The organism is Paraburkholderia hospita (assembly GCF_002902965.1).
In the GTDB taxonomy this organism is placed as follows: domain Bacteria; phylum Pseudomonadota; class Gammaproteobacteria; order Burkholderiales; family Burkholderiaceae; genus Paraburkholderia; species Paraburkholderia hospita.
In genome coordinates this window covers 381,862-395,553 of the sequence record NZ_CP026108.1, presented here as the reverse complement: position 1 = coordinate 395,553, position 13,692 = coordinate 381,862, and the positions used below count along the sequence as shown (strand labels likewise).

Genomic DNA, 13,692 nt, shown 5'->3' with positions numbered 1-13,692 from the left:
TGAAGTGCTCTAGCACGGCCGACTGGGTGTTCACCGCGCCTTGCCAGGTTGATCGTTAGGTCGGCCTGCATCTGTCTGCCCGGCGGTGTCTCGAACCGAACGACCCGCTCCGCTTTGTGGCGCTTGTACGACGCCAGGAATGCCTTGAGCTGGCTTATGCCCCCTTACGTAGACGACTTCCCTCAGTTCCCGATGCAGCTCCGTCGCCCGAATCCTGCGCTGTACGGCAGCCTTGATGGCCTCAATCAGGGGCGCGTCGTTTGGGTGATTTAGCACCTCCTCGAGTTTTTCGACTGGCACCAGATGCACAGCCTGAGATTCCCATCCCATGTCGCATGGCGTTCCACCAACGCGCTTGGCCGCGTAGTAGGGGAGCGGAACAAAGTGGGGGCTGGAAGGTATGGCCCTGAATTTTGGTAAGCTTGCGTAATCATGGACGAAGAACCAGGCGTCGGGATTTATCGGCTCCACGTATGGCTTCGCCAGATCAGTCCGATGATCTGGCGACGGCTTCTGGTGCGCAGCGACAGCACGATCACCGATCTGCACCACATCCTCCAGATCGCGTTTGGCTGGAACGGCACGTCCGTTTCAGATACGCAAGTTGATCACTCCACGGCCATGCGGAAATATCGTCGGGTAATCGGGTGCCAAACCGCCGATTGCCACCCGAGAGACAGAACAACGTTATCTGCGTAGGGCGCGACAGTTCGGCAATCACCTCAAGACGCGGTTCGAAGGCGCTTCTCGCCTCGTCTTCCTCACGTTTGCCCACAGCCCCACGCTCCCGCCGGATCAGAGCATCGCTTTGCGTCATCGCCTGCTTCAACAGATGTTCATCGACGGCAAACCGGCTGGATTGAAGCCTTTCCAGGAGCAGAGCATTCCCTTCTCCGTGAATGAGCCAGCAATCCAGTCGTTCGATCGCCTTCGAAAAGTTGGTGAATCCGAGTTCAGAAAAAAACGCCCTCGGGTCCAATCCTGACCCATCAATCACATCCAGGAGCAGTTTGCCAATGGGATAGCGGGATTGGCGTGCTTTCATTGTCCAGCCCTCCCTTCGCTTTGAAACCGTTCGTGCTCGACGTACGGAACAAGCGCGGCGAAGAAGCTGGCGATATGGGGGGGGTCGTAGGCGTACACAGGGAGCAAACCCTGCTTCATCCATTGTGCCGAACGGATTGCGCGAAATCCGCCAATGACGCCATTCGTGCAGCGTGCTGCAACGGCCTCCCGAACTCCTGCGCGCGGCCTTGCGAAGAGGAACGATCCGGTACGGACGGTAGCGGGTAGCCCGGCTAACAGTACGTGATTCTCGGGCGCATCGATCTGAAACTGGAAACTCTCAAACAGGCTGTCCAGCGAAGGCAGAATGCCCAGAAGAGGTTGTGTCATGCTTTTCTCCATCCCCGGTAGTACGGCGTTCACCGGCCTTCGGGGTAGAGAGGCGTGGCGACGCTTTAGCAGAATTTGTGAGTCGCGCTGCAAGTTGTGCTTTAAATCCGCGACATGAAACGACGAGAAACCGAACCCATCTAGCGAGCGCTAAAAGAGATTCAATGTGCTTTAGGTGCATCCGCAATGGTCTACAAACCGGGATCGGCCAAATCCCGCAAACAGCAAACAGCGATTCAACGCGACAAGACGAGCTGAGGCGTGGTGGCGTCCGCAGACCACAAAATCGCGTTCTGACGATATTGCGCACCGAGTGCCTTTGCCGCTTCAAGCGAAAGTCCGGGTACCAGGTAACTCGACTCGGCAGGCCATCTGTTTGACGGGTGCTTGCCGATACCTTCGATCGCAATCAGGTCAAGCCGCTTTATTTCGCAAGCGAGTGCTTCCTGGCTGGCGGCGTTGAATCCGTTACTGCAATTCTGGCTGAAAGGATTGCAGGCGGTAATGAACGCGCTGCAATTGACGCCATCAGCTTTGTGAAGGGCCGCCAGCTCCGGATTGGCGAGACCAATCCTTAACGTCGGACCCTCGTCGCCAGAAGCAATGTATTCAGTTTCCAGGTAAGCCTGGATCGTTTTACTAGGAATCCTTGAGCCTGAAAGCAAAAAACCCTCCGTAAAAGGAGGGTCGACGCGTAACCCGTTTGATTGCTCTCAAGAGAGCCACATTCGCTTTCGCGGTCCACCTTGCCCGGGAAGGCAGGTTGGCATGGGCGCCGACCCAATTCTTAATGCGGACAACATTAGATCACGACCCTCCCCCTTTTGTCAAGCAAATGTTAGGGCATCTTTGCGCAGGGGCAGTCGTGCGGCCACTTTGTACCCGTTGCTAGCGCGGGTGGGAATACGCTGGCCGCAGTGCCCGGCGCATGTCGAATCCCAGCGCAGACTGATTCGCTGACGACCGCACCTTGGCGGGTGAATCGATTTTCCCATCGACGCCCAGGACGGCTGGATCGCTGGATCCTCCTCGAGCGCAAATCGAATCCGGGCAAATCGTCGCGTGACGAGCAGCTACAGCGCGTCGTCTCACCTCTCCCACAGACAATCAGCACGGTAATATGCAGCCTGCGAACGTTTCATACCGAACGTCAAATCGACAAGAAAAAGGAAATCCATAGTGTCCGCCGTCAGTAACTTCATCGACAGCATTGTTTCGACATTCAAAACGGGCGTTGCCACCGAGCATTCTTATCGCTCGGCGATCGAGGACCTTTTCAATGATTATTCGGAAGGTATCCACGCGTTGAACGAGCCCAAACGCGTTGTGTGCGGGGCGCCCGATTTCATCATACAGCGGGGCGAGCTCGTCATAGGCCACATTGAAGCGAAGGACGTCGGTGTAGGGCTACGTGGAATGAAGGATGGCAACAAGCGTCAACAGGAACGCTATCGTCAGGCGCTACCCAACCTGATTTACACCAATTGCCTGGACTGGGATTTTTACCGGAACGGCAAGCTCGTTGCTTCCGTGACAATCGCTGGCTACCTCAAGGGTATCCAGCCCAATCCAAAAGAGTATGCAAAACTCGAATCGCTGCTCGCCGATTTCGTGTCACAACGCCCGCAAAGCATTACCAGTCCCCGTGTGCTTGCAGGGATCATGGCCGGCAAGGCCAGACTTATCAAGGACGTGCTTCATAATGCATTAAAAGCTGATGAAAACAATGAAACCGAATTCTGGAATCAGTACAGTGCATTCAAGGATCATCTGATCCACGATATCAGTATCGAAGACTTCGCTGATATCTACGCAGAGACGATTGCCTATGGCATGTTTGCTGCTCGCCTGCACGATACGACCGACAATACATTCTCGCGGCAAGAAGCATTGGGGCTGCTCCCCAAGTCCAATCCGTTCCTTCGAAATCTTTTTACCTACCTTGCCGGCTACGATCTTGACGATCGCATAGCATGGATCATCGATGATCTCGCGACCGTTTTCAGAGAGGCAAACATCGCACAGATCATGGAAGGCTTTGGCAAACTGTCAGGGCAAAACGATCCGTTCCTTCATTTTTACGAGACGTTTCTCGCAGCCTATAACCCAGCAAAGCGTAAGGCACGAGGCGTATGGTACACGCCTGAGCCTGTCGTTAACTTCATTGTCCGCGCCGTAGATACAGTGTTGCAAACAGAGTTTTCTCTTCCGGACGGACTGGCTGATACGTCCAGGATAACAATCGACTGGGAAACAGGGCAAACAGACAAGAAAGGCAACCGGACAAAGGTGAAGAAGGACGTTCATCGTGTCCAGGTTCTGGATCCAGCTACGGGAACGGGTACTTTTCTGGCCGAAGTAATCAAGCAGATCGCGCCCAAGGTAAAAGACAACGCGCCGAGCATGTGGTCTTCTTACATTGAGCAGGATCTGATCCCCCGCCTGCATGGCTTCGAGCTTCTGATGGCATCGTATGCGATGTGTCACATGAAGCTCGAATTGATTCTCACTGAACTTGGCTATAAACCGGCAGGCGCACCACCGCGCCTGTCGGTGTATCTCACAAACTCCCTTGAGGAAGGCGAACCGGCCAACCAGGTCCTTCCGTTTGCACAATGGCTCTCCAATGAGGTAAAGCAGGCCAACACCGTCAAGCGCGACATGCCAATCATGTGTCTGATTGGTAATCCGCCTTACCTTGGGGAAGGCGGCAAGTCAGAGGGTTGGCTGGGTACGCTCATGGATGACTATAAAAAGGAACCCGGCGGAAAAGCGAAGCTAACCGAGAAAACTTCCAAATGGTTGAATGACCTTTACGTCAAGTTCATCCGGCTCTCGTCGCACCTGATCGAGCGCAATGGCGAGGGCGTACTGGGCTTCGTCACGAATCATGGCTACCTCGACAATCCCACGTTTCGCGGGATGCGGTGGCATCTCCTGAAGTCTTTCGACACGATATGGATTCTCGATCTTCACGGGAGCACCAAGAAGAAGGAATCTCCACCAGCCGGACTCTCCGACAAGAATGTCTTCGACATCCAGCAAGGGGTGTCGATCATTATCGGCGTGAAAAAAAGACAGTCTTCCGACGAACTTGCCAAGGTGCTACACGCCGACCTGTGGGGTGATCGTGCGGAAAAGTACGCACGCCTTTCGACTCTTTCAATATCCGACGGAATATTCAAGCCGCTGGACTGCCGGGCACCGCAATTTAGCTTGACGCCAATAAGCATGGCAGGCCTGGATCGATACTCAACCGGCTTTCTGCTGGATGAATTCATGCCACTACATGGAAATGGCATTGTCACAAAGCGGGATGCGTTGAATATCCAGCGCACGGCAGCCGACGTGGTCAAAGTCGCGAAAGACCTGGTGAACCTAGAGGAACGGGATTTTAGAACCAGATACAGATTGCCTGCCGACGTTAGAGACTGGCGATACGAGTGGGCAAAAAAGGACGTCAAGGACCATCCTGGTTTGCCCGTTCAGGAAATCAACTATCGACTGTTTGACAGGCGGTTCGTTTTCTACTCCGGCAGAGCACGCGGGTTGATCGGTTGGCCTGTGGCCCAAATCATGACGCACTATGTCCGTGGGCCCAACATCGGACTGCTGACGTCAAAGGCTCATCGCGATTCGAGCTTCGCCCATGCGTTTGTGACCGATAAGCCGACCGAGGCCATATTCTTCTCTGCTACGACAGGTTCTAACGCAGTGAACTTTCCGCTCTGGATATACCCGGAGAGCGGCGCATTCGACGCTGCTCCGCACGCCAATTTCCAGCCGGAATTGTTGCAGCGTCTGAAGGGCCTTGCCACACATCCAGTGAAGGGAGAGCCCGATCCCGTCGCGGTATTCGACTATGTGTACGGAGTGCTGCACTCTCCATCCTATCGGGAAGACTACGCTGAATTTCTCAAGACTGACTTCCCTCGAATTCCATGGCCGGATAGCCCGGATGAATTCTGGAACATTTCGGAAAGCGGAGCCCGATTGCGCAAACTGCACCTGATGGATGCAACCGCGATAGGAGCGGCGCCGTATCCGTTCCTGGGGGAAGGCAATGGCACCGTCGAGAGGTATCAATTCGAGGAGGGCAAGATCTGGATCAATTCAACGCAATATTTCGACTCTGTCCCAGAGCATGCGTGGGTTCTCAAAGTCGGTGGCTACCAGCCTGCACAAAAATGGTTGAAAGACCTCAAGGGCCACGTCCTCGACTTCGAGCGCGTAAAAACTTATCAGCGAATTTTGAAGATACTTTCGGAAACGCACCGTATCGCGAGAGACATAAAAATGACAACGGGCGCAGTCGATCCGGACCCGTTGCAGTGACGACTACGACGTCTCATGGTCCTCAAGTGCAACCGGCTGCCAGCCGACGTCGTCATCGAATCACAGCCCAGATGAAGCCGAATTAGTATCGGGGCGGAACCGGCTGTAGATATAACGGGTTACTGGGTGGGGCGAACACCAGAAAATGACCGCCCGACCCGTCCTTATAGGCGCTTTGATCCCGAAATCCCATACCGATCAATGACTTGAACAATCGTGGTTTGCATGGCGATCCTGACACGCAGCGCCTTGCTGCAAGCGGCTCTGCGCGATGCTACCGCCAGATTTTGCACGGAAAGGACGAGTACCCGTAAGCACCTCGCGACGCCGTAGGTGACTTTCCCGTGCGCGTCAATGATGATGGTACGCCACCGGACGACGCGTACGCGCAACTGCGTGTCGCGACCGACCTTCCTGGGTCTGGCATTCAAGCTGATCGAGGAAGCCGAGAAAACGTGGCGCCGCATCAATGGTCCCGAACAGATCAAGCTGTTGCTGGAAGGCATTGCCTTCAAGGACGGTGAACCGGTGCAAGACGATCAACCCGGTCAGCAGAAACTCGCCGCCTGACGTCGCCGGCCATCAAGCTGCCCGTACACCACTCTTGACCTTATCTCTACCGAATACCCGAAGTCTTCCCGAGAGCGCGTTTCTTTCGTTCAGGATGCAACTCGTCGAGCCAGGCGACGAGCGTCCCGCGTCCCGGATATCCCAAGGCCTTTGTCGTTGCTGCCAGACACTGACCGTGGTTCATGTAGTGGTCCGTGGCCGCCTTTTTCTGTTCTGCCGAATAGCGTGGCCTCACGCAAATACGTTCCTTCGGCAAATCCAGGCATCGCTCGTATGTGTGATACCAACGTTCGAGGGATTTCGTTGTGGGATAGCCCAATCGACGAACGGTCGCGGCAAGGCGTTTTCCAAGCTTCAAGTAGAGCTTGACCGCTCGGATGCGGTCTTCATACGAATACATGGACTAGCTCCTAATAGTCCAAGAATTCCGCCGCACCCCCAAAGCGGACATTTCAAAATGGCTTTGACAATCTGTCTGTCGAGGCTTTTTTGAAATGTCTGGGTTGTGGCTAATTAGAAATGTCGGATTTCAGGGGTTGGTGTGGAGTCTGGCTATTTTTGCCCATCCCCCGAAAACTGAAAATCCTCCTCAAATCTTTTCCAGGCAAGGCATTCCGGGAATGCGCAGTAGGAAAATCGCCGACCAAACTATGTTGGAGACAGGGAGTCGAATTCCTGCAAGACATGCCGCAAAACCCTGCTGCGTTCGCTATTCGGATTGGGCGGCTCCTCCAGCAATCGATGGAGCAAGGCTTTCAGGTCAGAGACGTAGGCAGGTGCCCACGGCTGAGCGGATGCAATAGCCCGAATCAGGGCACGGTACTCTCCGTACTGTTCGGAGGCGATCGCCGCGACAACTTTCATGGTGAATTCCATCGGTTCGACGTCCGCGTCGACGCTTACCCTGACCAGATCGGAGCAGGCCTCGTCGAAAACGCAGCTGACTTCCCATCCCTCTTCGGTCGTACGCTCAAAGATTGTTCCGGCCAGCGTGAAGAGCTGCCACATCAGATCCGGCGCAAGATCGGGCGCCGCCGCGGAAACATTCGAGGCAATGGTGACCCGCATGGCGTCGAGCTCCTCGGCCAGTTCGCCCACCTGCTCCGCGTCGAGAAATGCCGTTTGTGCGCCGAACTCGCTGACCCACTGGCGAACGGCATCCGCAACGTTTTCGCCTTTTTGTGCGGACAGCTCGAATTGCAACCGACGACGCATGGCCGGGTTCGTCATAGCCGCCTCGGCCAGCAGCGTCGCCAAGCGTCCTGGTCCGACAGCCGCCAATGCTTTGGCATCGATCGGATTCTCCTCGTTCGACATTGCTCCTCCTGCAGAATGAAAGCCGCTGAGGCCACGGTTACGGTGAAATGGTGGATCGCTCGGTTGTGCTACGTTCGGCAACGCAACCCAAGGCCCGCCCGCAGCCAGCAAGCTGACGCTCAGGCAAAGCGAAACTCTGATTCCCACTTGCGCGCGTTCAAGAATATAAACTCATGTCCGCCTCGCACCGCCTCTCGATCCTCACACGTGCCGAAATCGACGAACTGTATGCGTTGCCGCGCTTTACCGACGAAGACCGGCACACGTACTTCGAGCTCGGCAACGCCGAACAGCAGCTCGTCCGGGCGCGCACACTTCCGGTCGCGGTCCACCTCATCCTGCAACTCGGGTACTTCAAGGCCAGATTCCAGTTCTTCCACTACGACCCGCCGGCCGTGGCAGATGATCTGCGCTACATCGTCGCGCGGCACTTCCCCGACGAAGCGCCTCCCGCCATAGCGATTCCTTCGGCACCGACGCGCCGCGCCCTACAGCACAGCATCCTTGATCTGTTCGGCTTTCGGCTATGCGAGGGTGCCAGGAAGGCCGACCTCGAAAAGCGGGCACGGCGCCTTGCGAGGCTTTCCACACAGCCCGCCTTCATCCTGCGCGAATGCCTGCAGTATCTGAAGCACGAACGTGTTGTCGCGCCTACCTACTCATTCCTGCAGGACATGGTTGGGCGTGCGGTCGCTGCGGAGCGCCAGCGCGTCTCGGCGCTGCTCGAACGTGCGCTCACCAGGTCAATCGCGCAGCAGCTCGATGCGATGCTCGAGGTCGACGACTCGATCTATCAGGTGACGCTCCTCAAGCGCGAACCAAAGGACTTCAGCTACAAGGAACTGCAGCAGGAATCCGAACGCAGAGCGTTCTTCGCACCGCTTTACGCATTCGCCCAGCGGTTTCTCGACGCCACCGGCATCTCCGCGGACAGCATCCGCTACTATGCCTCGCTCGTCACCTTCTACACCGTCTACAAGCTGCGTCGCATGGCCCCCGGCGTCGCGCGCCTGTACCTGCTGTGCTTCACCTGCCACCGCTTTCGCCAGGTAAACGACCGCCTGATCGAGGCCTTCATCTGTCTCGTCAACGACTACGAGCAGACTGCGCGGCAGGCTGCGGGCGAGGCGGCGCAAAACGCGCTCACCGAAGCGGGCACTCACCTGAAAGCCGCGGGTGAAGTCCTGCGCCTGTTCGTCGACGGCTCGATTCCATATAATGCCTCCTTTGCCAGCGTGCGCCAGAGAGCTTTCGCGTTGCTCGCGCCCGAACGCATCGAGACCGTTGCACAATACATGTGCAACGTCACCTTCGATAAGGCCAGCTTCGAGTGGTCACGCTATACGGCGCTCTCACACGCGTTCAAACGCAATCTGCGGCATCTGTTTGCCGAACTGGCCGTGGCCGGCCGCGTCGAAGATACGCCGTTGCTCGAAGCCGTCGACTTTCTGCAGGAGTGCCTGCGCGGCGGCACGCCACTTCGACAGTGCAATCCATCGTCCTTCCCCACGGCGTTCATCCCGAAGACACTCAAGCCCCATCTCTATCACCCCGGATCCGGCAAGGCGAAGCGGCTCGATGTGGATCGCTTCGAGTTTCTCGTCTACCGGCTGCTGCGCAACGCACTTGAGGCAGGCGACGTCTTCTGTCACGACAGCAACGAGTTTCGCCGTTTCGAAGACGACCTGATCAGTGACGCGCGCTGGCGGCACAAGGACGCCATTCTCAACGAGCTCAACCTGCAGGTCCTGCTCGCGCCCGTCGCGCAGACGCTTGCCGGTTTGCATGATGACATCGAGCGCCTCCTCGAACATGTCAACCATCACATCGACGGAGGCGACGATCCCTACCTCAGGGTTCGGCACCAGGGCGGCAGGCCTCGCCTGAACCTGGGCTATCCGGAGCCCGATGAGAACGTCAATCACGCCTTCTACGGCCAGATCCCCAGCATCGACATCTCGCGGCTGCTCTGGTTCGTTGCCGTTCGCACCGGCTTTCTCGAGGGATTCACGCATGTGCTCGACCGGTACGTCAAACACGAGGCCGATCCACGGGAGCTCCTCGCCTGTATCATCGCAATGGGCACCAATATGGGCTGCGCAAAATGGCCGAAGTCTCGGGCCTCAGTTACGCCGCGCTCGTGAGTTGCGCACGCAATTATCTTCGCGTTGAAACAGTGCACTCGGCCAATGATGCGATCAGCAATGCGACTGCGGAGCTGCCCGCCTTTCACCTCTTCAACATCGGCGACCAGATCCATTCAAGCAGTGATGGCCAGCGCTTCGAGACCCAGTTCGATACCTTCCAGGCTCGCCATTCGCCCAAATACTTCGGCCTCGACAAGGGTATCAGCGCAAACACCGCCGTCGCTAACCACGTGCCGTTCAACCTGACCGTCTTCGGCGCTAACGAACACGAGAGCCATTACGTGTTCGATCTGCTCTACAACAACACCTCCGACATCCGCCCACAACTGCATTCCACCGACACGCACGGCACCAACCAGGTGAACTACTGGATCCTGTATGCATTCGGCTATCAGTTCGCGCCGCGCTATCGCGACTTTCACAAGAAACTTGCCGGCCTCGTTGGCCGTCATGCACCGGGTCACTACGGCAAGTGGCTCATCAAACCCTCGCGCAAATCCAATGACGAAATGATCATCCGTGAATGGCCCGCCGTCCAGCGGATCATGGCCTCGCTCGGCCAGAAGCAGGTCTCGCAGGCCACCATCGTGCGCAAGCTCGCGAGCTACAAGCGCCAGAACCAGACGAAAAAGGCACTGTGGGAGCTCGACAACCTCTGCCGTACACGCCACATCCTGCAGTTCATCAACGATGTCGGCCTGCGTCAGTCAATACAGAAGGCCCTCAACCGGGGTGAAGCGTATCACCGGCTGCGCCGCGCCGTCGCCTTCGTCAACGGCGGCAAGCTGCGCGTGCACACCGAGGCCGAGCAGCAATTGTGGAACGAGTGCGCGCGCCTCATCGCCAACGCCATCATCCATTACAACACCACGCTGCTCTCGCGGGTTCACGAGCAGAAGCGTGCCACGGGCGACGAGGCCGCGATGGCGTTCATCGCCAGCATGTCGCCAGTCGCCTGGCGGCACGTCAACCTCTTTGGCGCCATGGATTTCGGCGCCGCGACCGCGCCAGTCGACATCGACGCGCTCGCCTCGTATTACGCCGACCCCGAGTACTGGGCCCGCATGCTGCAGGCGGCAGCCGACGAGGAGGATGAGGACGGCTGACACCCGACTTTCAGGACGCCAGTTCCGCCATTCATCTGGCCCGGGAAGCCTTGTCCGTGAGGGTCTAAAGGAGATTTTCAGTTTTCGGGGGTTGGGCGAAAATTGCCAACCACGCGGCGTACACCCTGCGCGCCGTCGCCCGCTTTGCCGGGATTGTGCCATATCTGGAGATATAAATATCCACATATCTATACCTCTGCTCGTCTATTCAACAACTTTCATTCTTAAACCGGTGCGTCGCAGGCTTTTCCGATCCAGTGCATTCCGAACACCATTGGCGTAGACACGTTTGCGACTAAAGGCGCAACAATCCGCAGGCGAAAGCTGGGTCGGAGCCATCGAGCGCGAATGGCATCAGTTGCGACGCCGCGCCGCCCCGACACTGGATGTCGAAAACTTCTCCCGCCACGTGCCGGGCAACGCGGACCGGTTTGGCGACTATATGGTCAAGTGGGGAAACCGCATGCTGGATGTAGCAGACGATGCAAGTATCCAAGGCCTTCTAAAAGATGCCTTGCATACCGTTTTCGATAAGCTCGACGTTTCGAAGTCTACGGGCGCAATACTCGACACGCTGACCAAAGACGGGCGACACCGAACTCGCCGGATTTCTGACCCGACACATTAGCGACACGGTGAAGAACTGGGATACGCGTGAGATGTCGCATCAAATTGAACTGGACATCGGGAAGGACTTGCAGTACATCCGGATCAATGGAACGATGGTCGGTGGATTCATCGGGATGCTGCTTTATATCGGCACCCATCTGGCCGAACTAGCCGCGATCAATGCCGTGTAACAAAACCGGCAAGAGACCCCAACTCAGCGACTAACCACCACGGTATCGGTCAGGGAATCGCGGCAGTTTGTCCGGAGGAACGCAGTGCCCTAACGGCTGCCGTGCAGAACGCCGCGTGCCATCAAGCCTTCTTCGACGAACTACCCCGCGTGCCCCACTCGCCGACGTCGAATGTGCATAGTGCCACGAGTGTAATCAGAAACGAATCGGCAATAAACCACATGCCGAGCGCACCAATGGTCAATGCGCTCACCTTCTGCTCGGGGTTGTGCCAGCGCACATACACGTTGTAAAGCAGCCCCACCACCACCCACACGCCGAAATAGAGTTGCATGTCCTGCAACAGATGCTCGACGAGCCAACCCGACGCCAGTCCGTAAATGCACATGGCTGGCCAAAGCACTTGCAACGCGCCCGGGATCAGCAGATTCACCACCGTCAACGGATGCAGCACCTTCAGGTTCGCGTCGAACGTGCGCAGTGTCCATAAAAGATCGCGCAAACCGCTGCGCCGCCAGCGAAGCTGCTGCATGAACAGTTGTCTGAAATTGTTCGGCGCTGCCGTCCAGCATTGCGCATCGATGTTAATGTAGGTTTTCAGGCCCTTCAGCAAAAGCAGATGCGTCATATAGCGATCCTCCCCATCACGCACGCCGACGCCGAACCAGTTGCGATGCTTCACCTGTTCCTCGATTGCTTCGAAATGCTCGCGCCGCACTGCAAACAGACACCCGGAAATACAGATCACATTCCGCGTCCAGTTCTGCAGCATCTTCATGATCTGAAAGCTGTAGTAGTAGACGACTGTCTGGCATTGGGTGAGCACGTTCTCGCGCGCATTGCTGATGCCGACGCGACCTCCCACTGCACCGATCGTCTCGTCAACGAAGCATGCCGTCAATTCTGCAATCGCGCGTTTGTCGAACAGGCAGTCGGAGTCGATGCACATAAGTATTTCGCCCGACGAGTGCGATAGTGCATGAGACAAAGTCTGGTGTTTGCCCGAGTTCACCGGGTTGCGAAATGCACGCACGTTGCTCCAGCGGCTCGCGGCGCGCGCGATCCACTCGTACGTATCGTCGGCGGAACAGTCGTCCACGGCAATCACCTCGACTTTCGCCATCGGATAGTCGCTCGCGAGAATACTTTCGATCGTGCGAAACACATGCTCGCCCTCATTGAAGCATGGCAGAAGCACACTCACGCGCGGCTGCAAAGCGTGATTTTTCGTGAGAAAGGTCGACTTCACGCCGAATCGCAACATCAGCGTGACGCCGAAATTCATCACCATGACCATCAGCGGCAGCGCGAAAATCAACTGAACAAACGTATCGATCACAACGTCCCCAAAGACTTGATCATGAATTCGACCTCCCGACCGTTGCGCGGCGCAGGCCGTTTGAATAGCCAAAGATTGACTATGAGCTTTTGCGGCTGATCGGCGATATCGCCTTGAAAGATCGCCGGCTGGCTGCCTTGCAACGGCGACAACCAGGCCACCATGTCGCGTTGCCATGTCAATCCAAAGCTGGACTGACAGGTGTCCGCAGGTACATCAAGCGCCGTGTGACGCTTGCCGGCCCGGCTGCGACTCCAAACCGTGTAATTGATCTGCGGCGCATTTGCATCGCCCCAGCGCGCGATCTCGATGTCGATCTCATTCGTGCCATCGGGTCCGACGTCGGCAGGCGGATACATGAACATGCCGAACACGACATCGGGATCGACCTCGCCGATCGGCCCGCGAATCTCGAATGCATACCGGCCAAACCCGAACCGCCTCCTCGACTCCAGTTCGACGCAGGCAAACTGGCCGTCCGCCATGCGAGCGAGCTTCAGATGCAGCCAGCCATCCACATCGACCCATGCGCCGTGCTCGTTCCAGCGGTTCGACGCGCACGGCTTGCCCGCGCCGGACCGGATGTTCCACCCAGTGCCAGCCCATTCGATTTCCGCCGCCGACGCTGTGCTCAACCACCACAGCGCGAGCGCTCCGCACAACAATGTCTTCATTGAACGTAC

The 13,692-nt window shown here is 57.0% G+C and carries 8 protein-coding genes, 7 pseudogenes and 1 riboswitch; of the genes and pseudogenes, 7 read left to right on the top strand and 8 right to left on the bottom strand.

Going from position 1 to position 13,692, the window contains the following annotated elements; translation table 11 throughout:
- Positions 1-20 precede the first annotated feature (20 nt).
- Positions 21-249, bottom strand: a pseudogene (locus tag C2L64_RS55340) (IS21 family transposase); the annotation flags it as partial.
- A gap of 183 nt (positions 250-432) precedes the next feature.
- Here C2L64_RS55340 and C2L64_RS56460 point away from each other — a divergent pair.
- Positions 433-531, top strand: a pseudogene (locus C2L64_RS56460) (hypothetical protein); the annotation flags it as partial.
- Between the two features lie 4 nt (positions 532-535).
- Here C2L64_RS56460 and C2L64_RS55335 read toward each other — a convergent pair.
- The 3 genes from C2L64_RS55335 to C2L64_RS46185 all read right to left on the bottom strand — a co-directional run bounded on the left by C2L64_RS55335 (position 536) and on the right by C2L64_RS46185 (position 2,060).
- Positions 536-1,045: a hypothetical protein gene (locus C2L64_RS55335; RefSeq protein ID WP_244212312.1), complete on the bottom strand. Its 510-nt coding sequence runs from the start codon at positions 1,043-1,045 to the stop codon at positions 536-538.
- Positions 1,042-1,395, bottom strand: a complete 354-nt coding sequence (locus tag C2L64_RS46190; RefSeq protein WP_158660606.1) for a hypothetical protein — start codon at positions 1,393-1,395, stop codon at positions 1,042-1,044. Before C2L64_RS46190 ends, C2L64_RS55335 begins: the two co-directional genes overlap by 4 nt.
- A 236-nt stretch (positions 1,396-1,631) precedes the next feature.
- Entirely contained in the window at positions 1,632-2,060 is a 429-nt protein-coding gene (locus C2L64_RS46185) for a DUF3293 domain-containing protein (RefSeq protein WP_103154027.1), read from the bottom strand.
- Positions 2,061-2,088: 28 nt separating this feature from the next.
- Positions 2,089-2,194, bottom strand: a riboswitch (SAM-I-IV-variant riboswitch).
- A gap of 380 nt (positions 2,195-2,574) precedes the next feature.
- Between C2L64_RS46185 and C2L64_RS46180 the strand changes: the two genes are divergently transcribed.
- Both C2L64_RS46180 and C2L64_RS46175 read left to right on the top strand, forming a co-directional pair.
- Positions 2,575-5,730 carry a type ISP restriction/modification enzyme gene (locus C2L64_RS46180; RefSeq protein ID WP_103154026.1) on the top strand — a complete coding sequence of 1,052 codons (3,156 nt, stop codon included), beginning with the start codon at positions 2,575-2,577 and terminating at the stop codon, positions 5,728-5,730.
- 363 nt (positions 5,731-6,093) lie between these two features.
- A pseudogene (locus C2L64_RS46175) lies at positions 6,094-6,300 on the top strand (IS256 family transposase); the annotation flags it as partial.
- Positions 6,301-6,349: 49 nt separating this feature from the next.
- Here the strand turns inward: C2L64_RS46175 and C2L64_RS46170 are convergent.
- Both C2L64_RS46170 and C2L64_RS46165 read right to left on the bottom strand, forming a co-directional pair.
- A pseudogene (locus tag C2L64_RS46170) lies at positions 6,350-6,700 on the bottom strand (IS3 family transposase); the annotation flags it as partial.
- Between the two features lie 248 nt (positions 6,701-6,948).
- Positions 6,949-7,617 (bottom strand): DUF6880 family protein, encoded by a 669-nt coding sequence (locus C2L64_RS46165; RefSeq protein ID WP_103154025.1) that lies wholly within the window; start codon positions 7,615-7,617, stop codon positions 6,949-6,951.
- Positions 7,618-7,790: 173 nt separating this feature from the next.
- Here C2L64_RS46165 and C2L64_RS56455 point away from each other — a divergent pair.
- The 4 genes and pseudogenes from C2L64_RS56455 to C2L64_RS46150 all read left to right on the top strand — a co-directional run.
- Positions 7,791-8,246: pseudogene (locus C2L64_RS56455) on the top strand (DUF4158 domain-containing protein); the annotation flags it as partial.
- A gap of 45 nt (positions 8,247-8,291) precedes the next feature.
- A pseudogene (locus C2L64_RS56450) lies at positions 8,292-10,870 on the top strand (Tn3 family transposase).
- Between the two features lie 289 nt (positions 10,871-11,159).
- The gene (locus C2L64_RS46155) at positions 11,160-11,498 is read left to right on the top strand and encodes a hypothetical protein (protein ID WP_103154024.1); all 339 of its coding nucleotides are present in this window, start codon (positions 11,160-11,162) and stop codon (positions 11,496-11,498) included.
- Positions 11,467-11,670: pseudogene (locus C2L64_RS46150) on the top strand (DUF445 family protein); the annotation flags it as partial. The gene C2L64_RS46155 and the pseudogene C2L64_RS46150, both read left to right, overlap by 32 nt.
- A 121-nt stretch (positions 11,671-11,791) precedes the next feature.
- Here C2L64_RS46150 and C2L64_RS46145 read toward each other — a convergent pair.
- Positions 11,792-13,009 (bottom strand): glycosyltransferase, encoded by a 1,218-nt coding sequence (locus C2L64_RS46145; RefSeq protein ID WP_158660605.1) that lies wholly within the window; start codon positions 13,007-13,009, stop codon positions 11,792-11,794.
- Positions 13,006-13,683, bottom strand: a complete 678-nt coding sequence (locus C2L64_RS53780; protein WP_158660604.1) for a glycoside hydrolase family 16 protein — start codon at positions 13,681-13,683, stop codon at positions 13,006-13,008. The genes C2L64_RS46145 and C2L64_RS53780 overlap by 4 nt, the downstream gene beginning before the upstream one ends.
- Between the last annotated feature and the right edge of the window lie 9 nt (positions 13,684-13,692).

Coding starts and splice junctions, on each gene's coding strand:
- C2L64_RS55335 (WP_244212312.1), bottom strand. CDS start 1,045: ATGAAAGCACGCCAATCCCGCTATCCCATTGGCAAACTGCTCCTGGAT.
- C2L64_RS46190 (WP_158660606.1), bottom strand. CDS start 1,395: ATGACACAACCTCTTCTGGGCATTCTGCCTTCGCTGGACAGCCTGTTT.
- C2L64_RS46165 (WP_103154025.1), bottom strand. CDS start 7,617: ATGTCGAACGAGGAGAATCCGATCGATGCCAAAGCATTGGCGGCTGTC.
- C2L64_RS53780 (WP_158660604.1), bottom strand. CDS start 13,683: ATGAAGACATTGTTGTGCGGAGCGCTCGCGCTGTGGTGGTTGAGCACA.